The organism is Pseudomonas luteola NBRC 103146, assembly GCF_002091675.1.
In the GTDB taxonomy this organism is placed as follows: domain Bacteria; phylum Pseudomonadota; class Gammaproteobacteria; order Pseudomonadales; family Pseudomonadaceae; genus Chryseomonas; species Chryseomonas luteola.
In genome coordinates, this window is the sequence record NZ_BDAE01000017.1 from 70548 (window position 1) to 90991 (window position 20444).

Below are 20444 nucleotides of genomic sequence, written 5' to 3' on the forward strand. Positions count from 1 at the left end.
TTATCCATTGAAGGAGTCAAATCATGAATCGCTGGCTTGCAATGATGCCTGTCGCGGCGCTGGTACTTGCTGGATGTGCAGCCAAAACGGTCAACCGAGACAGTTGTGCAGCGGAAGTGAACGCTGCATGGAAAGAACTGGATATAGCCAAAACCGAAGGGTTTGCAGGTACGGTCAGCTACTCCAAGGCGCTGGGCTTGATTTCAACCGCCAAGACTCAGCAGCAGGTAGAAGCCTATAACGGCTGCGTTCAGAATGCTCAAAAGGCGCGCTTTTATATTCGCGAATCACGCGCTGGTCGTTGATTGATCCAAGGATGAACATCTCACATGTTCATCCTTCTTGCTTCCCTTTCCTCTATCTAGCCTTGAGCGTTGAACGCTTGCCCATTGACGTGTGCGCTGTCTGGTCCCATCAAATAGAGGTAGACGGGCATGATCTCCTCGGGTGTTGGGTTGCGTGCAGGGTTTTCAGCAGGGTAAGCGAGAGCACGCATGTCGGTTCGGGTTCCGCCGGGATTGATACTATTGGCCCGTACGGCCGCAGTGCCATCCATTTCATCGGCAACCACCTGCATAAGGCCTTCGTTGGCAAATTTAGAAACGGCGTATGCTCCCCAATAGGCACGTCCTTTTCGCCCCACACTGCTGGAGGTGAAAATGATCGAGGCATCGTTCGATTGTCTGAGCAGTGGCAGTAGCGCACGCGTTAGCATGAAGACTGCGTTGACGTTGACTTGCATAACCTGCATGAAGGCTTCTCCGCTGGTCTGCTCAACAGAGGTGCGAGGACCTAGAATACCTGCATTGTGCAAAAGACCATCAAGTCGACCAAACTCCGTCTCTGCCATGGCAGCCAGCTCTTCGAACTGCTCAGGCCGTGCGGCTTCAAGGTCAAAAGGAACGACTACCGCTTGTGGATGGCCAGCAGCCTCGATTTCATCGTAGACCTCGTTGAGGTTCTCTTCTGTCTTACCCAAGAGCAGGATGGTTGCGCCATGGGCAGCATAGGTTTTTGCCGCTGCCCGGCCAATGCCTCGTCCGGCACCTGTTACAAGGATGATTCGATTTTTGAGAAGGTCAGGGCGGGCCTTGTATTCAAACATCTTGACTCCCAGCCGCTCGCTTGAGCGGCCCTACTGTTTTAACAGCCGCAAATGGCGCGGTCCAAGGCGTCACGCAGCTCAAGCGGGTGATCTACTACCAGATCGGCGCCCCAGTGAGCAGGATTGTCCTCTGGATGGATATAGCCATATCGCACGGCCGCTGTTTTGGTGCCCGCTGCGCGCCCCGATTCGATATCTCGACGATCGTCACCGACAAAAATGACGGCTTGCGGCTCGATATTGATTTGTTTACACGCTAACAACACGGGCTCTGGATCAGGTTTGCTGTAGGTGACATGGTCAGGGCAGACCAGAACGGCTGAACGTTTAGCAAGGCCAAGTGCCTGCATGATGGGCTCAGCATAACGGACGGGCTTGTTGGTGACTACGCCCCAAGTCAGACGAGCCCGTTCCAGGTCCGCCAACAATTCTTCCATGCCCTCGAATAGGTGAGAGTGGATGGCGCAGTGATCCTGATAGCGGTCAAGAAAGTCCAGTCGTAGTGGGTCAAACTCATCGCTCAAGGGATCTACTTCGAACGCGCTGGCTACCATGGCTCGCGCGCCACCCGATACGACGTCCCGGACAGTTTTCTCATCGACGGCTGGCAAGCCTCGATCAGCGCGCATGGACTGGATCACGGCGATAAAGTCAGGTGCCGTGTCGAGCAATGTGCCGTCCATATCGAACAGTACTGCTTTTATTCGCATCCTATTACTCCTCGCGGATGGTGCGCAGCATGTAGTTTACGTCGACATCATTGCCCAACTTGTAGACCTTGGTAATCGGGTTGTAAGTCATACCGATGACATCGCGTACGTGTAGGCCGGCGTTTCGGCACCAGGCGCCTAATTCGGATGGACGAATAAACTTGCGGAAGTCATGAGTGCCGCGCGGCAGCAGACGCAAGACATATTCGGCGCCCACAATGGCAAATAGATAGGATTTGGGGTTGCGGTTAATCGTAGAGAAAAAGACATGGCCGCCAGGTTTGACTAGTGTCCGGCATGCTTGAATCACAGATGCCGGATCTGGGACATGCTCAAGCATTTCCATACATGTGACGACATCGTAAGCGCCGGGCGTTTCAGCTGCCAGCTCCTCAGCGGTAATGCGGCGGTAGCTGACGGGCACGCCTGATTCCAGTTGATGAAGCTGTGCAACTGAAAGCGGCGCTTCGCCCATGTCGATTCCTGTGACGTCCGCGCCCCGTACTGCCATGGCTTCGCTCAGGATGCCGCCGCCGCAGCCTACGTCGAGTACTTTTTTGCCGGCGAGGTTGGCGTGTTGGTCAATCCAATTGACGCGCAGCGGATTGATATCATGAAGCGGCTTGAATTCACTCTCTCTGTCCCACCACCGCGAGGCCAGGGCTTCGAATTTGGCAATCTCGGCATTATCGACGTTGGACATCCATTGCACTCCATTCTCTAAATTCGTTGTGCAAATGCGCTTGTGATTTGGCATTTGCTAGATGAACGCACCACTGGCGCAGCCAGTCGTTAGCGAGCGGCTATCTTTTGGCCCCAGGTGCGAGCGTTCTCGATAAGTTCTTGTTCATCCAGGCGGGTCAGCTTGCCGTTCTTTAACAAGGGGCGACCACCCACCCAGACATGCTTCACACAATCACGGTTGCTGGCATAAATCAGTTGAGACACTGGATCATAAATGGGTTGTTGAGCCAGTCCGCTCATGTCGAAAGCGACCATGTCAGCTGCCTTGCCCACCTCAAGGGAGCCCAGGCAGCGCTCAAGACCCAGGGCGCGCGCCCCATTGAGCGTGGCCATACGCAAGGCTCTGTGTGCATCCAGTGCTGTTGCGGAACCGGCTACAGCCTTGGCCAGAAGAGCGGCGGTACGGGTTTCGCCCAACAGATCCAGGTCATTGTTGCTGGCTGCCCCGTCCGTACCTATGGCGACGTTCACGCCTGCCTGCCAAAGCGTTTCTACCGGGCAGAAACCGCTGGCTAGCTTGAGATTGGATTCTGGGCAGTGGATTACATGAGTATTGGTCTCAACCAGATTTTCCAGGTCTTCCTCGTCAATCTGGGTCATGTGGACAGACTGGAAGCGGGGACCTAAAAGCCCTAGCCTGCGCAGGCGAGCAAGCGGACGTTCCCCTGTCTTTTCGATTGCCTCCTGCACCTCGCCAGCCGTTTCATGCACATGCATGTGGATGCATGCGTCAAGTTGATCGGCCAGCATCAGGACATTGGCCAGCTTGTCATCGCTGACGGTGTAGGGGGCGTGAGGCCCAAAAGCGACCTTGATGCGCTCATGTAGCTTCAGGTCATCAAAAAGCTCAAGTCCCCGGCGTATCGCCTCATCTGCAGTCCTTGCCCCTGGTACAGGAAAGTTCATGATCGGCAGGGTGACTTGCGCCCGCATACCTGACTCGTGGATGGCCTCACACGCTACCTGCGGAAAAAAGTACATATCCGAAAAGCAGGTTATGCCGCCTTTGATTTGCTCTGCGATGGCCAATCGGGTGCCGTCGCGGACAAAATCCTCGCTTACCCATTTGGCTTCAGCGGGCCAGATATGCTCCTGTAGCCAAGTCATGAGCGGAAGGTCATCCGCAAGGCCACGAAACAGTGTCATCGCAGCATGGCCGTGCATATTGATGAGGCCCGGACTCAGTAGCATGCCGGGAAGTTCGACTGACTCGGCCGCCTGATAGCGTCGCAGATCAGAGCGGGGTGCCAATACGGCGACTTGCCCATCCTTGATGCCGATAGCGTAGTCAGTCAGTACCACCCCGGCCGGTTCCACCGGAACGATCCAGGTGGGGAAAAGAAGCAGGTCAAGGGGCACGACACCGGGCATGGAAGGGCTTCCTGAAGGTAAATAAATGAAAGTATAACTGGCGTCAGCCCAATGGCGGGACTCAGTCGGGCCACATTATCGATAAAAGCGTTTATAAACCCATGTATTCGCGATGTCCTGTCACAGCGGCTTGTATCACCCCTGTATAATCGACTTTTTTGTTTCAGGCGATGAGGGTGATCATGCGCGAGCGACTTCTGGCCGCAGAGAAGGTCAAGGCTATCGAGTGGAAAGAGGGCGTACTGCATCTGCTGGATCAGCGTTTATTGCCCATGCAGGAAGTCTGGCTCACGTATGACTCGGCCAGTGGTGTGGCCGAGGCAATCAGGCAGATGGTCGTGCGAGGAGCACCGGCAATCGGTATTAGTGCAGCCTACGGCGTGGTGTTAGGCGCTCAAGCGCGCCAGCAGGCAGGAGAGGACTGGTTGCAAACGCTGGATGAGGATATGCAGATGCTCGCAGAGTCCCGTCCTACAGCAGTCAACCTGTTCTGGGCGCTTAACCGTATGCGAGAGCGCCTGAAGCGACTCAAGCCGGGCGAGGAGGCACTAGCGGCCCTTGAAGCGGAGGCCGTTGCCATCCATGAGAGCGATCGCGAAGCCAATCTGACCATGGCGCAGCTCGGGGTCGAGTTGATTCGCAAGCATGGCGATGGCGTTCAGACGCTTCTGACCCATTGCAATACCGGTGCGTTGGCGACCGGAGGGTTTGGAACCGCCCTGGGGGTTATTCGTGCGGCTCACCTGGAAGGACTTGTGGACAAGGTATTTGCCGATGAGACGCGCCCGTGGCTACAAGGTGCCCGCCTTACTGCCTGGGAGTTGGCTGGCGAAGGCATTCCTGTCACTTTGAATGCCGATGCGGCAGCGGCCCATCTGATGAAAACCGGCAATATCTCCTGGGTCATCGTAGGGGCTGACCGAATCACAGCCAACGGTGACGTTGCCAACAAGATCGGGACCTATCAGCTGGCCGTCAATGCAATGCACCATGGGGTGCGCTTTATGGTTGTGGCGCCCAGCTCGACCATCGACATGAATCTGACATCCGGTGAGGATATCCCCATCGAGCAGCGTGAGGGACGCGAACTGCTTGAAATAGGCGGTGTTCGGATTGCGGCAGAAGTCGATACTGTAAATCCTGTTTTCGATGTAACGCCTGCTGATCTGATTGATGCGATTGTCACGGAGCGAGGCGTCGTGGAGCGGCCCACTGCAGAGAAAATGGCTGCACTTATGAACCGCAAGCGCTTGCACTGATTTTTCCGCTTAACACGACTCACACATCGCCTGCGGGAAACCGCAGGCAACCCTTGGTTTGTGGTAGTATTTACTGCTTTCCCGCAGGGTGTTGAAACTAAGGAACCAGGCTTCTCATGGGCGAACTGGCCAAAGAAATCCTCCCGGTCAATATTGAAGACGAACTCAGACAGTCTTACCTCGATTATGCGATGAGCGTAATCGTCGGACGCGCATTGCCGGATGTGCGCGACGGCTTGAAACCTGTGCATCGCCGTGTGCTTTATGCCATGAGCGAGCTGGGTAACGATTGGAACAAGCCTTATCTGAAATCCGCCCGTGTCGTGGGCGACGTAATCGGTAAATACCACCCTCACGGCGACTCTGCGGTATACGACACGATTGTACGTATGGCGCAGCCGTTCTCCCTTCGCTACATGCTGGTGAATGGTCAAGGTAACTTCGGTTCGGTTGACGGTGACTCCGCAGCCGCTATGCGATACACCGAAGTGCGCATGTTCAAATTGACCCACGAAATCCTGGCGGACCTGGATAAGGAAACCGTTGACTGGGTAGACAACTACGACGGGTCCCTGAAGATCCCGGCAGTCATGCCTACAAAGGTTCCGAACCTTCTGGTCAATGGCTCCAGTGGTATCGCGGTGGGGATGGCTACTAACATTCCGCCTCACAACCTGACCGAAGTGATTGATGGCTGCCTGGCGCTGATCGAAAACAGTGAGCTGAATGTCGACCAACTGATGCAGTATATCCCGGGGCCTGATTTCCCGACTGCAGGCATTATCAATGGCCGGGCAGGTATCATCGAGGCTTATCGTACAGGGCGGGGGCGTATTTACGTACGTGCACGTGCTGACGTCGAAGATATCGACAAGTCAGGCACTCGCCAGCAGATCGTCATCACCGAGCTGCCTTATCAGCTGAACAAGGCTCGTCTGATCGAAAAGATTGCCGAGCTGGTGAAAGAACGCAAGATCGAAGGTATCACCGAGCTGCGTGATGAGTCCGACAAGGATGGCATGCGTGTCGTGATCGAGTTGCGTCGTGGTGAAGTGGCTGAGGTTGTGCTGAACAATCTGTATGCACAAACCCAGCTGCAAACAGTGTTTGGTATCAATATCGTTGCGCTGGTGGACGGCCAGCCCAAGGTCCTTAACCTAAAGGACATGCTTGAGGCATTCATCCGTCACCGTCGCGAAGTGGTTACCCGTCGGACCATTTATGAACTGCGTAAAGCGCGTGAGCGTGGTCATGTTCTCGAAGGCCAAGCGGTTGCGCTGTCCAATATCGATCCGGTTATTGAACTGATCAGGTCCTCTCCAACCCCAGCTGAAGCCAAAGAGCGGCTCATTGCGACCGGTTGGGAGTCCAGTGCTGTCGAGGCGATGGTAGAACGCGCTGGTGCGGATTCCTGCCGCCCGGAAAACCTTGATCCGCAGTATGGTCTTCGTGACGGCAAATACTGGCTATCTCCTGAACAGGCGCAGGCCATCCTTGATTTGCGACTGCATCGCCTGACCGGCCTGGAGCATGAAAAGCTGCTGGCTGAATATCAGGAGATCCTGAAACAGATTGCAGAGCTGATCCGAATACTCAACAGCCCTGAGCGTCTCATGGAAGTCATCCGTGAGGAGCTTGAAAAGATCAAGACAGAGTTCGGTGATGCACGTCGTACTGAAATCGTTGCGTCTCAAGTCGATCTGACCATTGCTGACCTGATCACAGAAGAAGATCGTGTCGTCACCATTTCCCATGGCGGCTACGCCAAGTCCCAGCCCTTGCATGCCTATCAGGCTCAGCGCCGTGGTGGTCGCGGCCGTTCTGCCTCGGGCGTGAAGGAAGACGATTACATCGAGCATCTTCTCGTCGCCAATAGCCATACCACACTGCTGTTGTTCTCCAGCCTGGGTAAGGTGTACTGGAAAAAGACCTACGAAATTCCTGAGGCTTCTCGTGCTGCACGTGGTCGTCCGCTTGTAAATCTGCTGCCATTGGCTGAAGGCGAGCGTATCACTGCGATGTTGCCAGTAGATCTGGAGGCCGTGCGTCAACAGGCACCTGAGGATGAAGACCTGGGCGATCAGGACGATGTCGTTGAAGACGTGGTGCTTGAAGATGATGCTGAGGTCGATGAGGGCGCAGAAGGGGTTGAAGATAGCGGCAAGGATGAGCCTACCGGATCCTATATCTTCATGGCTACTGCTTACGGCACGGTCAAGAAAACCCCGCTGGTGCAGTTCAGTCGTCCTCGTAGCAATGGCCTGATTGCGCTGAAGCTGGAAGAGGGCGATAGCCTGATTGCAGCGGCCATTACCGATGGCGCCCAGGAGGTCATGCTGTTCTCTGACAACGGTAAGGTCATTCGCTTCAAGGAGCGTCATGTCCGCACAATGGGACGTACAGCCCGTGGTGTCCGCGGTATGCGTCTGGGTGATGGGCAGCATCTGATTTCCATGCTGATTCCAGAAGAGCAGGCGCAGATACTGACAGCCAGTCTGAATGGTTATGGCAAGCGTACTGCTATTGCTGAGTATCCGCAGCGTGGTCGTGGTGGTCAGGGCGTGATAGCCATGGTAACTAATGAGCGTAATGGCCCGCTGATTGGCGCTATTCAAGTCCTTGAAGGTGAGGAAATCATGTTGATTTCCGATCAGGGTACGCTGGTGCGTACACGGGTTGATGAGGTTTCCCTTCAAGGCCGCAACACGCAGGGTGTAACACTGATCAAGCTTGGCAAGGGCGAGAAGCTCGTAGGCCTTGAGCGTGTGCAGGAGCCCTCAGTTGACGACGAGTTGATCGAGCATGAGGGCGAGCTTGATGACGAGTTGCTTGAAAAGGAGCTTCCTGTCATTAGCGAAGAGCCAAGCGATGAGGATGTCCTGCCGGGCGCCAACGATGTTCCCTCTGATGACATGCCCAATGAGGACGATGAGTGATGAGCAAGCGAGCGTATAACTTCTGCGCTGGCCCGGCTGCGCTGCCGGAGGCGGTACTGAAACAAGCTCAGGCCGATCTGCTCGACTGGCAGGGGCGCGGCTTGTCTGTCATGGAGATGAGTCACCGTGGCGACGACTTCACTGCAATCAGCTCGAAAGCCGAGCAGGACTTGCGGGATCTGCTTGTAATCCCCACTGATTACAAAGTGCTTTTCCTGCAGGGTGGGGCAAGTCTACAGTTCGCTCAGATTGCACTGAACCTACTACCTGAAGGTGGAAAGGCTGATTACATCGATACAGGGATCTGGTCACGCAAGGCTATCGAGCAGGCGCGAAACTATGGCGCAGTGAATGTTGCCGCCAGCGCCAAGAAATACGATTACCTAGCTATCCCTGGGCAGAATGAGTGGCAGCTTTCCAAGGATGCGGCCTACGTTCATTACACGCCGAACGAAACCATTGGCGGTCTTGAGTACAACTGGATTCCTGAGACAGGCGATGTTCCTCTAGTTGCTGATGCGTCCTCGAACCTGCTGTCACGTCCTTTGGACGTGTCACGGTTTGGGTTGATTTATGCGGGCGCACAGAAAAACATCGGACCCAGTGGGCTTGTAGTGGTGATCGTTCAGGAGGAGTTGCTGGGGCGGGCACGTTCCTCTTGCCCCAAGCTCCTTGATTATAAGGTCGAAGCAGACAATGGTTCGATGTACAACACGCCCGCCACGTTTTCCTGGTATCTGTCTGGCCTGGTGTTCCAGTGGCTGAAAGATCAGGGTGGACTACCTGCCATCGAGCGGATCAACCGTCAGAAGCAGGAGCTTCTGTATGGCTTCATCGATAGTAGTGACATGTACATGAATCCGATTGCGGTAAATGATCGTTCCTGGATGAACGTGCCTTTCCGCCTGGCAGATGAGCGTCTGGACAAGACTTTCCTGTCGGGTGCCGAAGAGCGAGGCCTTCTATATCTTCAGGGGCATCGCTCGGTAGGTGGCATGCGCGCATCCATCTACAACGCTGTCAGTCTTGAGGCTGTGCAAGCACTGGTCGCCTATATGACAGAGTTTGAAAAGGAGCACGGTTAAACCATGGCGGAACAAGAGCTCAAGGCCCTGCGCCTCCGTATCGATAGCTTGGATGAACGGATTCAGGAACTCATCAGTGAGCGCGCCCGCTGCGCTCAGGATGTGGCTCGCGTGAAAATGCAGTCGCTAGGTGAGAATGAAAGTCCGGTTTTCTATCGACCGGAGCGCGAAGCGCAGGTGCTCAAGCGGGTAATGGAGCGTAACCAGGGCCCGTTGGGTAACGAGGACATGGCTCGTTTGTTTCGAGAGATCATGTCGTCGTGCCTTGCGCTTGAAGAGCCATTAAAGGTTGCCTATTTGGGGCCGGAAGGTACGTTTTCGCAGGCGGCTACGCTTAAGCATTTTGGTATGGCGGTAAAGACACGGCCAATGGCCGCTATCGACGAAGTTTTTCGTGAGGTGGCGGCTGGGGCCGTAAATTTTGGTGTGGTTCCTGTTGAGAACTCAACTGAAGGTGCCGTCAACCATACGCTTGATAGTTTCCTGGAGCATGATCTGGTTATCTGCGGCGAGGTGGAATTGCGTATCCACCATCATCTGCTTGTGGGTGAAACGACCAAGACAGATAGCATTTCGCGTGTTTACTCACACGCGCAGTCCCTGGCTCAGTGCCGTAAATGGCTAGACGCGTATTTCCCTAACATCGAACGAATCGCAGTTTCGAGCAATGCCGAGGCTGCGAAGCGGGTTAAAAGTGAATGGAATAGCGCGGCGATAGCAGGGGATATGGCGGCTTCCCTGTATGGTTTGTCAAAGCTGCATGAGAAAATCGAAGATCGTCCAGATAACTCCACGCGGTTTTTGATTATCGGAAATCAGGAGGTCCCGCCTAGCGGCGATGATAAGACGTCTGTGATCGTGTCGACTCGCAATAAGCCGGGCGCCTTGCATGATTTGCTAATGCCGTTTCATGCCAACAACATTGACCTGACGCGCATCGAAACACGTCCGTCCCGCAGTGGTAAGTGGACCTATGTTTTCTTTATAGACTTCATCGGTCATCAGCATGATCCTCTCATCAAGGATGTGCTGGAAAAAATCAATGGCGATACGGTCGCCTTGAAAGTTTTAGGGTCGTATCCTAAAGCAGTGTTGTAACGCTCGAAAGCCACACCGTTAGGGTGTGGCTTTTTTATATTTGCTTTCTGTATCTGCAACGCATCCCGCATCATCAAAACTAATGACGCGTGAATGCTTCTTGCGCTGCGTTACATAGTAGTAACGGGCGCGATTATTGTTCTCGACGATCCTGTCTGGCTTTCCCAGGGCGCTTTCGACATCCTCTTTCGTCATGCCCGCTATAACCTTTTTGTGGATGGCCGCCGTTCTTCTTTCCGAGCCTGAAAGCACGTTTGGACAGGCTCCTTCCTTAGCTCCCACAACTGCCAGCTCATGGTAGGTAGGCAATTGATCCTTTGAGGGGGAAGGCGGGGATAACGGTTGTGTCGATATCGGTGTTTTGGGTCCGTTGCCGCCAGGCTTGGGATTATCAGCGGTTTGGTGGCTGATCGTCTCGCCTTTAAGGCAACCATTTGCGGAAAAGCTGATATGGCCGTCTTCGCTTGTACACCGAAAGACGGTTGTGGCAGTAGCCGTATTTGAAAAAAACAACGTTGCCAAACATAGAAGTGTAACGGGATTACGGTACATAGCTGTCCTCCATGACATCTGTTTATAGCGTAGTGCGAGATGCGCCGTGCCGCTGTGATTGGCTCCGCAGATCAACGGCCAGGCTCGGTCAGGCATGAGCATTAGCTGCCAAATGATTGTTTTTAACTGTTTTACATCGCCGATTCAGCGCATGCAGTGCTATGATTCCGCTTGTCAGCCCCGCCGGGGCTCGTGGACCCTTTCCATGGACATACCCCGATCTAACAAACTTCGATCGCTGTTTCGTTTATTAAAGATTTGATTCCCGCAGCGCGCTCCGTTGCCGGGGATGGAGTGCGCTTATGAGTGAAGTGGAAGCAAGAAAGCCACAGGAAAGTCTGCAGGAACGACTGGCTCAAGTCGTTGAGCTGCTCCATCAGTATCGTTTCGTTGAAGGTCCCGCTCACGACGAACAGGTTGTGCAGCCTGATGAGGCGCTGCATGAAGAGGGGCTGTCCGAACTCCGTCGCCGTCTGGATGAACTGCATCCGGCCGATATTGCTTTTATCCTTGAGGCGCTTCCACTTCATGAGCGTCTGACCGTCTGGAGCCTGGTTAAGACCGAGCGTGACGGCGACATCCTTCTTGAAGTCTCCGACTCTGTTCGTGAAACACTGATCGCCGACATGGATGATCAGGAAATCCTTGCAGTGGCAGGACAGCTGGATGCTGATGAGCTGGCCGACCTGGCGCCTGACCTGCCTCGAGATGTTGTACATGAGCTTATGGAGGCTCTGGACGCCCAGCAGCGTGAGCGGGTGCGCTCAGCGCTTTCATATGAAGAGGATCAGGTTGGCGCACTGATGGACTTCGAGATGGTGACTATCCGCGACGATGTCACGCTTGAGGTTGTTCTGCGGTATTTGCGTCGCTTGAAGGAGCTGCCAGGCCATACGGATAAGCTGTTTGTTGTCGATTATGACGGCATATTGAAGGGCGTGCTTCCTGTGAAGCGGCTTTTGGTCAATGACCCGGAAAAGCAAGTCGCTGAGGTAATGGCTAACGACCCGGTAGCGTTTCATCCTGATAATGATGCCTACGAGGCCGCTCAAGCGTTTGAACGTTACGATCTAATTTCTGCGCCTGTCGTTGACAAGAATGGCAAATTGATAGGTCGTCTCACTATCGATGAAATGGTGGACTTGATTCGCGAGGAAAGTGAATCTGAGGTCCTCAACATGGCGGGTCTTCGTGAAGACGAAGATGTTTTTGCTTCTGTTTGGAAGTCGGTAGGCAATCGTTGGACCTGGCTTGCTACCAATCTGGTAACGGCGTTTGTTGCATCTCGTGTAATCGGGCTCTTTGAAGGCAGCATTGAAAAGTTAGTAGCGCTGGCCGCCTTGATGCCTATCGTTGCAGGTATTGGCGGTAATTCGGGTAATCAGACGATCACTATGATTGTGCGTGCTATCGCGCTGGGTCAGCTCAATGCCAGCAGCACCATGAGATTGTTGAGGAAAGAGCTAGGTGTTGCGCTCTTCAATGGATTGATTTGGGGTGGGGTAATTGGCCTGATTGCCTATTACCTTTATAACAGTTGGTCGTTAGGGGTCGTCATGACGGCTGCCATGACGTTGAATCTCTTGCTGGCCGCGTTCATGGGAGTATTGATTCCCATGACGTTACAGCGGTTTGGGCGAGATCCCGCAATGGGGTCCAGCGTGCTGATTACGGCAATGACAGACAGCGGCGGCTTTTTCATCTTCCTTGGTCTTGCCACTATGTTCCTTCTGTAACTTCAAGCAAAAGGATCAGGGCGTATCCTGATCCTTTAACAAGTACTTTATTCCTGTGATGACTCGACGTCATTGGCAATCAGAGAGAGGAGGGCGTTTTGCTGGCGTCCAGAAAGTTGCCTGAAGCGCTGTAGCAGTTCCCGTTCATGAGCGCTTAGCTCTGGACTATCCATACGCATGCTCGGGTCTGTATCGATAGCGCCTTCTTGAATGAGACTCTGCTCCAGTCGAGCAATGATTTCAGAATTCATGCTGCGATGATGGTTGCGTGCAACTTCGGCGATACGTTCGCGCATTCCTTCGGGAAGACGGACGACGAATTTGTCAGCTGTGCGACTGGAGTACGATCTAATTGCCTGAGTCATGAGTACATTCATCTAAGTGGTCAAGGACGATGCCAACAAGGCTTTCATGAAGCTTGGGACAGCATTTGTTATTTGCTCTCAACGCCATTACTTGCGTGAGCTTATTGGCGTCAATTTAGTGACAATTTTCAAAAAAAGCAAAGTGGCTTCTCTCTAAATCAATGCTAATGAGAAGCTTAGCAATGATTTCTGGGAATAGCGGTCTTTAACGCTAGGTTTTACATAACGCATGACAAAGCGCGCTCTTGTCGTTAACATTCTGCTCTCGCACGACGTCATTTGGTCCCAGTAGCTCAATTGGATAGAGCATCCCCCTCCTAAGGGGAAGGTTGTGAGTTCGAACCTCGCCTGGGACACCATAAAACTTGCAATACCTCACGCACTTCTACTCTTCACATCCTTGACTAGCGCATAAACTGGACTTTATGGTCTTTTATATTATTGTGCGTTAACGGTTGTCCTTTCATTTTTATGGCAACTATTAGTATGACTTCTACCGTAAAGTGATATTAATAGTTAGTCGTCCTATAACTGATATATAAATATGTGATGGGGTTGGCAGGCTGAAGGGGAACCTTTGGTGGGCATGAGAATCTATCGCTGGCGCTAGTATTAAGGGATTAACAAGATTCCTTAACTATAGTTATGTTATTCCGGTGCTCATTGGGCTGAGCGTGTTGGCCTCGATAACGATTCGAACAAGCAGAGCCCAGCAATGAACTTGTTTTACAGGCACGGCCAATTGAGTTGGCTGTGATGGTTTGTTCGTTATGTCGCGCCCATTCTTAATGAAGCCGCAATATTAAAGTTTATCTAGACAGCTTTGCTGTAATATGGATCAACCCACTTGGGCTCTCTGAGAGGAAGCGTGAATGTCTTATTATCCCGTCCTGTTATCAATCGTTTTTGTTGTCCGTAATCAATCTAGGGAGCTTGCGGAATCGTTGACTAATGCGGCAAGCGTTATTGCCTCACTAGTAAGTGACTACGAACTGATTATTGTTGATAACGCCTCTACCGATGGCAGTGTAGCCATGCTCAAGGAGTTGACTGGTGAAAGGGGGCTGCCGAATCTTCAGGTGTATGCTCTGACCAAAGAGGTCGATACGGATACGGCATGCTGGGTGGGTTTGGAAAATGCACTTGGCGATTATGTAGCCGTCATTGATCCACTGACGGACGATGTCGGGTTCTTGCCTGCAATGCTGGAAAAAGCAGCGGAGGGAAGTGACGTTGTATTTGCGGCCAATTCCCAAAAGCCCAAGCGTACATTAGCCTACAAAGCCTGCTTCTCCAGCTTTAACTCTTTGTACAAGCGTCTAGGCGGCATCGACCTTGCAAACGATGCCCCTCAGTATCGCCTGTTGAGCAAGCGCGTAGTTAATTTTATTCTGCAACACCCTGTTCCTGCTTTGACCTATCGTCATTTGCCGGCAACAGCGGGCTTTGCTCAGACAAAGTTGACCTATAGCTCTACGCCCAAAGCGCCTCAGAACAAGCGTCTGGGAGACAGTATCGAGCGGGGAATCCGTCTTCTGATCTCTACAACGCGTGCCCCTATGCGACTGGTCAACATGCTTTGCATGTTTGGTGCTGCAGCGAACCTTATCTACTCGGCATACGTCATCGCGGTTGGACTTCTCAAGTCGGATGTTGCGCCAGGTTGGGTAACGCTATCCCTGCAGCAGTCAGGCATGTTCTTTCTTTTGTCCCTCGTGCTGCTGGTATTGGGCGAATACATCCTGCAAGTGGCTACCCGTACCAATGAAGGGCCGGCATACCATGTTGCTCAGGAGTTTACGAGCGCCATCATGACGCGACGCGAGAAACTCAACATTGAGGTCGTCAGTGACCCACAGCCGTCTACCGTGACTGCTGCTGCCTCTAATATGGCTTAAGGCATACATACATCATGCAGGATGCTATTGTCATTGGTGGCGGTTTCTACGGTTCCATGATTGCCTTGTATTTGATGAAAGTACGAGGTTTCAAGGCTGTGACGTTGATTGAGCGAGAGGCGACTCTGCTCAATCGTGCGTCTTATAACAATCAGGCCCGTGTGCATAACGGCTATCATTATCCGCGTAGTTTCACGACTGCCTTCAGAAGTCGCGTCAACTTACCCCGCTTTATAAAAGATTATCCTGACGCTGTAGTCACAAACTTCACAAAGCTCTACGCCATAGCCCGTAATAACTCGAAAGTTACTGCCAAGCAGTTCGAGCGGTTTTGCCATGAAATTGGTGCAAAGCTTGAGCCTGTACCTGCGTCAATGGAAAAGCTCTTTGAGCCACGGCTTATTGAGGCTGTTTATCTAACGGAAGAGTACGCGTTCAATTCTAGAGAATTGGCAGGGGAGGCGAGGCGCGAACTCGATGAAGTTGGAGTCGAGGTATTACTTAATACCAGGGTGAAATCTATTCATCGGCAGGGCAGTGACACGCTTTCGGTCACTTATGAGCAGGATGGAAAATCGGTAGAGCGCTCCACGCGGTTCATTTTTAACTGCACCTATAGTGGCCTGAATCAGTTTTCTGGCGACTTTCCGGGTACTCAAACCAAGTTGAAGCATGAGTTAACAGAAATGGCCTTGGTTGAGATGCCGGATGCGCTTAAAGGCCTAGGTGTTACGGTGATGGATGGGCCTTTCTTTTCCATGATGCCTTTCCCTGCGAGAGGGCTGCATACGCTATCCCATGTGCGATACACGCCGCATATGCAGTGGAACGATTCACCGGATCTCGATCCCTATCATCGCCTTGAGCATTACCATCGTGACACACGCGTTGATCGCATGATTCGAGATGTAGCACGCTACATGGCGCCTGTTGCCAATGTTCAGTACAGGGACTCGCTTTTTGAAGTCAAGACCATTCTCGTTAAGAACGAAGGGGATGACGGTCGTCCCATCCTTTTTGAGCAACACGCTCAACTGCCCAATTGTTACTCGGTTCTAGGCGGAAAAATCGATAACATTTTTGATGTTCTGGAGAAGCTAGATGCCGAACCCATCCACTGATGCAACCAATTTCGCGGATGTCACTCCAGCTCGGTCAGTCCGTTGGCTCGGAGTCGTTGCGCTATTCGCATTTGCTTTCGTCAGTTTTTTTACGCTAGGCCCCGGCAATATTGTCGATCCCTTTCACCAGGGAGAATACTTTGCCACTTTGCCCAGTATGCTGCATGGTCGGGTAGGTGAGCATGCCTTCACCATTCATGGTGCGCTCGACTTTTTGCCTGCCTGGATCGCCACTCATTTCAGCGGGCCGGATAATAACTTTCTCTATACCCAGGTTGCCTACGCGCTGTGCAACCTAGGTGCGGCTTGGCTGTTTTACTTGATAGCGTCTTTATTCATTGAGCGTGGCGCTAGATATGAGTTGCTGACACTCGTTGCAGTGGCGGTGGTAGCCAGCCAACTGGTTGGTTACCGTGACCTGTGCTTGCTGCTTTCGATCTATTTATTCCTGCTGTGTTTGCGAGCCAATCGCTCCTCCGATTTTTTTGTTAAAGCGACTCTCTTGGGTATTGCTGCAGCATTCAACATGTTTTGGTCTTATGACCGGGGCATTACCGGGTTTGGGGCGATAGGGTTGGGCGTGCTTCTGGCCAGCTTTTACGATCGCCGTTTCATCTATGCCATGGCCATCTTTGTTGGGACGTTTCTTGTACTGTCCCTGATGACTGAGGTGTTTTCCCTTAGCGATTATCTACGGAACTTCGACTTTCTACTCAGTACATCCTCGCAATGGACGTATCACAGTCCACGCTTCATCATTCAGAGCGCGCTACTGACCGTACCGACAGTGCTGGCTTATTATGCACTGTTCAAAGCGCTGCCTAAGCCGTTCCATTTCGGCTCTGCGTTTGCCATTGCTGGAATGCTGGCTGTCCTGATGTTGGTTTTGTACAAGATCGCGACCAACCGTGCAGATTTCATCCATGTTCCGATGGGTATGTGGGCGCCTTTGCTCAGTTTCCTCTTCGCTTATGACCAGCTGCGTAAGACGGGCCGAAAGCAGGAATTTGTGCTGCTGAAAAAGCCCGTAGCCGTGGCGGTGGTTGGGTCTATGCTGCTTCTAGGGCTGATTGGTAAGAACCCGATGCCCTTTTTTGCAGTTCTGCTGGGTTTGGTACTCATTAACAGCAACCGCAAGCCCTTGGGGTATGTAGCCCTGGTAGGTCTCTCGGGGTTGCTGGCTGCCTTTACACTTTACAAATCGCCAGTCCCCAATGTTCTTGTAAACGGCTACAAGTGGCTACCCAATATGGCGTCGCCCCCTGAGAACTCTCTGTTGGCCTCTGACGGTGCGCGTTGGGCGGCCAGCCAGATCAAGGGGTCAGGATCGCAGTGTGTGTTTGATCTTTCCAATAACGGAATTATCAATGGCGTGACAGGTTTGCCCGCGTGTACGAAATACATTTATCCGGTGTATGCCACGCGCGTGTATGAGCAAGACATGATTTCGGATCTGAAAAAGTCAGACCCCTCTGTCGTGGTCTACTCCACAACGTTCTGGTCGTTCAATATCAACGACATATCAATGCACGACAAATTTCCTGAACTCAAAAAGTATCTGGATGAAAGGTATCCGTACGAAAAGTGCGAGTCGGAATATTGTCTTCGTTTTAAAAATACTCAGGGGTGATAGGAATGAGTTTGCCAGACGCGCTTATAGGATATAGCGGCTTTGTCGGTTCGACATTGCTCAAGCAAAAAGACTTTGAGGGCCAGTTTCGCTCGACCAACATCTCTGAGGTAGGCGAAAAGGCTTATCACACGCTTGTATGCGCCGGTGCCCCCGCTCAGAAATGGATTGCGAATAAGAACCCCGAGGCTGACCGAGAGAAAATCGACGGTTTGATCGAACACTTGAAGCAGGTTAAATGCGAGACATTTGTTCTTATCAGTACTGTTGATGTATTCGGCTCGCCCGTTGGAGTCAATGAAGAAACGCCTGTTGTTGAAGAGGGCCTGCATGCGTATGGCTTGAATCGCAGACGCCTTGAGAAATTCGTAGAAAGTCATTTCCCCAATTACCTGATTGTTCGTTTGCCAGGTCTAGTCGGACCAGGACTTCGCAAGAACGTTATTTTTGACTTCCTGAACGATAATAATCTCTCGGTCATCGATAGCCGTGGGGTATTCCAGTTCTATCCCATGGTCAATCTCTGGTACGACATCCAGACTGCCCTGAAGGCTAATCTCAAACTGGTGCATTTTACTTCGGAGCCTGTCAGCGTCGCTGATATCGCTCGCTATGGCTTTGGCTTCGAGTTCACTAATGAATTAAGCAACACTCCAGCTTCGTATGATTTCCAATCCCTCCATGCTGAGGAGTTTGGCGGTGGTGCCGGCTATCAGTACAGCAAGCGTGAGACGCTTCAGGCAGTAAGGGCATATGCACAGTCCGAGCCGTTGAAAGCGAAGACTGCTTCGGAGGCTCATTGATGCGAGTCGCCATTTCCAACATCGCTTGGGATGTTTCCAATGACGAAGAAGTAGCGCAGCTGCTTTCCCGTTACGATGTAGATGCAGTCGATATAGCGCCCGGTAAATACTTTCCGCAGCCCAAGGATGCGACTGATGCAGAGATCCGGGCGGTCAAGCAGTGGTGGCAGTCCCGTGGTGTTTCGCTAACAGGTATGCAGTCCCTGTTATTCGGAACTACTGGATTAAATGTTTTTGGCTCCGCTGAGTCACAGCAGGCAATGCTGGATCACTTGGATGCCGTCTGCCGTATTGCGGCAGGCCTGGGCTCTACGCGTTTGGTATTTGGCTCTCCCAAGAACCGTGATCGCTCTGCAATTGCGGAGGAACAGGTAGATAGCGTAGCTATCCCTTTCTTCCGCCGCTTGGGTGATATTGCTGCTCGTCATGGTGTGCTGATATGCCTGGAGCCAAATCCCACCTGTTATGGGGCTAACTTCATGGTCAATAGTGTAGAGACTGCTCGTGTAGTTGAGGCAGTTGATCATGACTCTATCCGGATGCAACTCGATACCGGCGCCTTGGCGATCAATGACGAAAATCCTGAAGAGATCATTGCCCGCTTTGCACCTTTCATTGGGCATGTACATGCCAGTGAACCCAATCTGATTACGTTGGGTGATGGCGGTTCGAAGCATGCGCAGGTTGCCCAAGCATTGGCACAACACCTTCCCGATCATGTCGTGACTATCGAGATGCTCCCTGCCAAGGAAGAATCGAACATGGCATCTATCGAAAGAGCACTGGGCGTTGCTACACGGCTCTATCGAGATGGTGTGCAAGCAGGGGTAATGGCATGAAGTGGATGATCCTCATACTGGGCATCCTGTCCAATGCATCTGCCAGTGTCCTTGTAAAGATGGCCATGATGCCACCAAGAAAGTTTCCAAGTCTTTCCGATCCTATGGGAGCGTTAAGCAACTGGCCATTCTGGCTTGGGCTTTTTCTTTATGGATTGGCGTTTCTGCTGTATGCCGCTGCGCTTGCACGTTTGCCGCTGAATGTGGCGCATCCCGTTTTGACCGCTGGTGCCATAGCAACCGTGGCGATCATGTCGGCAGCGATATTCAAAGAACCTTTCCCATGGACGACCATTACCGGGATCATCATGGTAATCGCCGGTGTTGCGCTGATTACGGCCCGTGTAAGCTCATAATGTAGACATGACTATGACAGCAGATATTTCCGAACACATACGCACTTCCTGGCAAGTGCCTGCGTATGAAAAAACGATGTGGTTGGGCAAGCAGCACGCCACATGCATCATCATTCCCGTTATCAATGAAGGAAGCCGTATTGTCAGTTTGCTGACTCGGATGAAGGATCTGAACGTTGATCAAGCGTCGGATGTAATCATTATCGATGGCGGCAGCACAGACGGCTCATTGGAGCTGGAGCGCCTCAAGTCCAAGGGTGTTAGAGGCCTGTTGCTCAAAAAGGGACCTGGTAAGCTAAGTGCTCAGTTGCGTTGTGCCTACGCCTTTGCATTAGAGCAGGGCTACGAGGGCATCGTGACGATTGACGGGAACGACAAGGATGATCCTGAGGCTATCCCGCGGTTCATCAAGGCGTTGGAGGAGGGGGCAGACTTCGTGCAGGCGTCGCGCTTCCTGCAAGGCGGTGTTGCTGAAAACACGCCAAAGTCCCGTGATTTCGCTATTCGCTTCATTCATGCGCCTATGCTGAGCATGGCATCAGGCTTTCACTGGACCGATACGACCCAGGGGTTCCGGGCCTATAGTCGCAAAATGCTGTTGGATCCGCGTGTCGCTCCATTCCGTGATGTGTTCATGACCTATGAGCTGTTGGCTTACCTGTCCTATCGAGTGCCCAAGCTGGGTTATCGTTGTGTAGAGCTGCCTACCATCCGCCGCTACCCTAAAGGTGAAGTGCCCACCAAGATCAGTAGCGTGAGAGGAAATCTCTCTGTTCTTCAAGTTCTCTTCAAGGCGTGTACGGGACAGTACAACCCTTGAGGGACTATAAACACGG

19 protein-coding genes and 1 tRNA gene are annotated in these 20444 nt (G+C 52.5%); 14 read left to right on the forward strand and 6 right to left on the reverse strand.

Annotated features, from left to right (window positions below):
* Positions 1 to 23 precede the first annotated feature (23 nt).
* Complete coding sequence (locus PLU01S_RS17430) at positions 24 to 305, forward strand: hypothetical protein (protein WP_010797849.1); 282 nt, start codon at positions 24 to 26, stop codon at positions 303 to 305.
* 56 nt (positions 306 to 361) lie between these two features.
* Here PLU01S_RS17430 and PLU01S_RS17435 read toward each other — a convergent pair whose 3' ends face one another.
* The 4 genes from PLU01S_RS17435 to PLU01S_RS17450 all read right to left on the reverse strand — a co-directional run bounded on the left by PLU01S_RS17435 (position 362) and on the right by PLU01S_RS17450 (position 3930).
* The gene (locus PLU01S_RS17435) at positions 362 to 1105 is read right to left on the reverse strand and encodes a YciK family oxidoreductase (RefSeq protein ID WP_074827319.1); all 744 of its coding nucleotides are present in this window, start codon (positions 1103 to 1105) and stop codon (positions 362 to 364) included.
* A gap of 38 nt (positions 1106 to 1143) precedes the next feature.
* Positions 1144 to 1815, reverse strand: a complete 672-nt coding sequence (gene mupP, locus PLU01S_RS17440) for an N-acetylmuramic acid 6-phosphate phosphatase MupP (protein WP_010797851.1) — start codon at positions 1813 to 1815, stop codon at positions 1144 to 1146.
* Between the two features lie 4 nt (positions 1816 to 1819).
* Positions 1820 to 2518 carry a bifunctional 2-polyprenyl-6-hydroxyphenol methylase/3-demethylubiquinol 3-O-methyltransferase UbiG gene (gene ubiG, locus PLU01S_RS17445; protein WP_010797852.1) on the reverse strand — a complete coding sequence of 233 codons (699 nt, stop codon included), beginning with the start codon at positions 2516 to 2518 and terminating at the stop codon, positions 1820 to 1822.
* 89 nt (positions 2519 to 2607) lie between these two features.
* A complete protein-coding gene (locus PLU01S_RS17450; RefSeq protein ID WP_074827317.1) occupies positions 2608 to 3930 on the reverse strand; it encodes a TRZ/ATZ family hydrolase in 1323 nt (440 codons plus the stop codon).
* Positions 3931 to 4112: 182 nt separating this feature from the next.
* Between PLU01S_RS17450 and mtnA the strand changes: the two genes are divergently transcribed.
* The 4 genes from mtnA (at position 4113) to pheA (ending at position 10308) form a co-directional block, all read left to right on the forward strand.
* Positions 4113 to 5189, forward strand: a complete 1077-nt coding sequence (mtnA, locus tag PLU01S_RS17455) for an S-methyl-5-thioribose-1-phosphate isomerase (RefSeq protein WP_074827315.1) — start codon at positions 4113 to 4115, stop codon at positions 5187 to 5189.
* 116 nt (positions 5190 to 5305) lie between these two features.
* Positions 5306 to 8125: a DNA gyrase subunit A gene (gene gyrA, locus PLU01S_RS17460; RefSeq protein ID WP_074827313.1), complete on the forward strand. Its 2820-nt coding sequence runs from the start codon at positions 5306 to 5308 to the stop codon at positions 8123 to 8125.
* Positions 8125 to 9210, forward strand: coding sequence for a 3-phosphoserine/phosphohydroxythreonine transaminase (serC, locus tag PLU01S_RS17465; RefSeq protein WP_074827310.1), 1086 nt, complete (start codon positions 8125 to 8127; stop codon positions 9208 to 9210). Before gyrA ends, serC begins: the two co-directional genes overlap by 1 nt.
* 3 nt (positions 9211 to 9213) lie before the next feature.
* Positions 9214 to 10308, forward strand: a complete 1095-nt coding sequence (gene pheA / locus PLU01S_RS17470) for a prephenate dehydratase (RefSeq protein WP_074827308.1) — start codon at positions 9214 to 9216, stop codon at positions 10306 to 10308.
* Positions 10309 to 10326: 18 nt separating this feature from the next.
* Here pheA and bamE read toward each other — a convergent pair whose 3' ends face one another.
* Positions 10327 to 10860, reverse strand: coding sequence for an outer membrane protein assembly factor BamE domain-containing protein (gene bamE, locus PLU01S_RS17475; protein ID WP_074827306.1), 534 nt, complete (start codon positions 10858 to 10860; stop codon positions 10327 to 10329).
* Between the two features lie 302 nt (positions 10861 to 11162).
* On the opposite strand from bamE, the gene mgtE reads away from it, so the two are divergent.
* The gene (gene mgtE / locus PLU01S_RS17480) at positions 11163 to 12596 is read left to right on the forward strand and encodes a magnesium transporter (RefSeq protein WP_010797859.1); all 1434 of its coding nucleotides are present in this window, start codon (positions 11163 to 11165) and stop codon (positions 12594 to 12596) included.
* Between the two features lie 47 nt (positions 12597 to 12643).
* Here mgtE and PLU01S_RS17485 read toward each other — a convergent pair whose 3' ends face one another.
* Complete coding sequence (locus PLU01S_RS17485; RefSeq protein ID WP_010797860.1) at positions 12644 to 12961, reverse strand: Arc family DNA-binding protein; 318 nt, start codon at positions 12959 to 12961, stop codon at positions 12644 to 12646.
* A 282-nt stretch (positions 12962 to 13243) separates the two neighbouring features.
* On the opposite strand from PLU01S_RS17485, the gene PLU01S_RS17490 reads away from it, so the two are divergent.
* The 8 genes from PLU01S_RS17490 to PLU01S_RS17525 all read left to right on the forward strand — a co-directional run bounded on the left by PLU01S_RS17490 (position 13244) and on the right by PLU01S_RS17525 (position 20428).
* Positions 13244 to 13320 (forward strand) — tRNA-Arg (locus PLU01S_RS17490).
* A 513-nt stretch (positions 13321 to 13833) separates the two neighbouring features.
* Complete coding sequence (locus PLU01S_RS17495) at positions 13834 to 14859, forward strand: glycosyltransferase (RefSeq protein ID WP_074827304.1); 1026 nt, start codon at positions 13834 to 13836, stop codon at positions 14857 to 14859.
* 14 nt (positions 14860 to 14873) lie between these two features.
* Positions 14874 to 15980: an FAD-dependent oxidoreductase gene (locus PLU01S_RS17500; RefSeq protein WP_010797862.1), complete on the forward strand. Its 1107-nt coding sequence runs from the start codon at positions 14874 to 14876 to the stop codon at positions 15978 to 15980.
* Complete coding sequence (locus PLU01S_RS17505; RefSeq protein WP_174588322.1) at positions 15961 to 17610, forward strand: hypothetical protein; 1650 nt, start codon at positions 15961 to 15963, stop codon at positions 17608 to 17610. Before PLU01S_RS17500 ends, PLU01S_RS17505 begins: the two co-directional genes overlap by 20 nt.
* 5 nt (positions 17611 to 17615) lie before the next feature.
* Positions 17616 to 18413 (forward strand): NAD-dependent epimerase/dehydratase family protein, encoded by a 798-nt coding sequence (locus PLU01S_RS17510; protein WP_074827302.1) that lies wholly within the window; start codon positions 17616 to 17618, stop codon positions 18411 to 18413.
* Positions 18413 to 19252 (forward strand): sugar phosphate isomerase/epimerase family protein, encoded by an 840-nt coding sequence (locus PLU01S_RS17515; protein ID WP_074827299.1) that lies wholly within the window; start codon positions 18413 to 18415, stop codon positions 19250 to 19252. Before PLU01S_RS17510 ends, PLU01S_RS17515 begins: the two co-directional genes overlap by 1 nt.
* Positions 19249 to 19608 (forward strand): EamA family transporter, encoded by a 360-nt coding sequence (locus tag PLU01S_RS17520; protein ID WP_010797866.1) that lies wholly within the window; start codon positions 19249 to 19251, stop codon positions 19606 to 19608. Before PLU01S_RS17515 ends, PLU01S_RS17520 begins: the two co-directional genes overlap by 4 nt.
* A 7-nt stretch (positions 19609 to 19615) precedes the next feature.
* Complete coding sequence (locus PLU01S_RS17525) at positions 19616 to 20428, forward strand: glycosyltransferase family 2 protein (protein ID WP_230382325.1); 813 nt, start codon at positions 19616 to 19618, stop codon at positions 20426 to 20428.
* Positions 20429 to 20444: the final 16 nt, after the last annotated feature.

Excerpts from the sequence above, each read along its gene's own strand:
- PLU01S_RS17430 (WP_010797849.1), top strand. The coding sequence starts at position 24 with ATGAATCGCTGGCTTGCAATGATGCCTGTCGCGGCGCTGGTACTTGCT.
- PLU01S_RS17435 (WP_074827319.1), bottom strand. The coding sequence starts at position 1,105 with ATGTTTGAATACAAGGCCCGCCCTGACCTTCTCAAAAATCGAATCATC.
- mupP (WP_010797851.1), bottom strand. The coding sequence starts at position 1,815 with ATGCGAATAAAAGCAGTACTGTTCGATATGGACGGCACATTGCTCGAC.
- ubiG (WP_010797852.1), bottom strand. The coding sequence starts at position 2,518 with ATGTCCAACGTCGATAATGCCGAGATTGCCAAATTCGAAGCCCTGGCC.
- PLU01S_RS17450 (WP_074827317.1), bottom strand. The coding sequence starts at position 3,930 with ATGCCCGGTGTCGTGCCCCTTGACCTGCTTCTTTTCCCCACCTGGATC.
- mtnA (WP_074827315.1), top strand. The coding sequence starts at position 4,113 with ATGCGCGAGCGACTTCTGGCCGCAGAGAAGGTCAAGGCTATCGAGTGG.
- gyrA (WP_074827313.1), top strand. The coding sequence starts at position 5,306 with ATGGGCGAACTGGCCAAAGAAATCCTCCCGGTCAATATTGAAGACGAA.
- serC (WP_074827310.1), top strand. The coding sequence starts at position 8,125 with ATGAGCAAGCGAGCGTATAACTTCTGCGCTGGCCCGGCTGCGCTGCCG.
- pheA (WP_074827308.1), top strand. The coding sequence starts at position 9,214 with ATGGCGGAACAAGAGCTCAAGGCCCTGCGCCTCCGTATCGATAGCTTG.
- bamE (WP_074827306.1), bottom strand. The coding sequence starts at position 10,860 with ATGTACCGTAATCCCGTTACACTTCTATGTTTGGCAACGTTGTTTTTT.
- mgtE (WP_010797859.1), top strand. The coding sequence starts at position 11,163 with ATGAGTGAAGTGGAAGCAAGAAAGCCACAGGAAAGTCTGCAGGAACGA.
- PLU01S_RS17485 (WP_010797860.1), bottom strand. The coding sequence starts at position 12,961 with ATGACTCAGGCAATTAGATCGTACTCCAGTCGCACAGCTGACAAATTC.
- PLU01S_RS17495 (WP_074827304.1), top strand. The coding sequence starts at position 13,834 with ATGTCTTATTATCCCGTCCTGTTATCAATCGTTTTTGTTGTCCGTAAT.
- PLU01S_RS17500 (WP_010797862.1), top strand. The coding sequence starts at position 14,874 with ATGCAGGATGCTATTGTCATTGGTGGCGGTTTCTACGGTTCCATGATT.
- PLU01S_RS17505 (WP_174588322.1), top strand. The coding sequence starts at position 15,961 with ATGCCGAACCCATCCACTGATGCAACCAATTTCGCGGATGTCACTCCA.
- PLU01S_RS17510 (WP_074827302.1), top strand. The coding sequence starts at position 17,616 with ATGAGTTTGCCAGACGCGCTTATAGGATATAGCGGCTTTGTCGGTTCG.
- PLU01S_RS17515 (WP_074827299.1), top strand. The coding sequence starts at position 18,413 with ATGCGAGTCGCCATTTCCAACATCGCTTGGGATGTTTCCAATGACGAA.
- PLU01S_RS17520 (WP_010797866.1), top strand. The coding sequence starts at position 19,249 with ATGAAGTGGATGATCCTCATACTGGGCATCCTGTCCAATGCATCTGCC.
- PLU01S_RS17525 (WP_230382325.1), top strand. The coding sequence starts at position 19,616 with ATGACTATGACAGCAGATATTTCCGAACACATACGCACTTCCTGGCAA.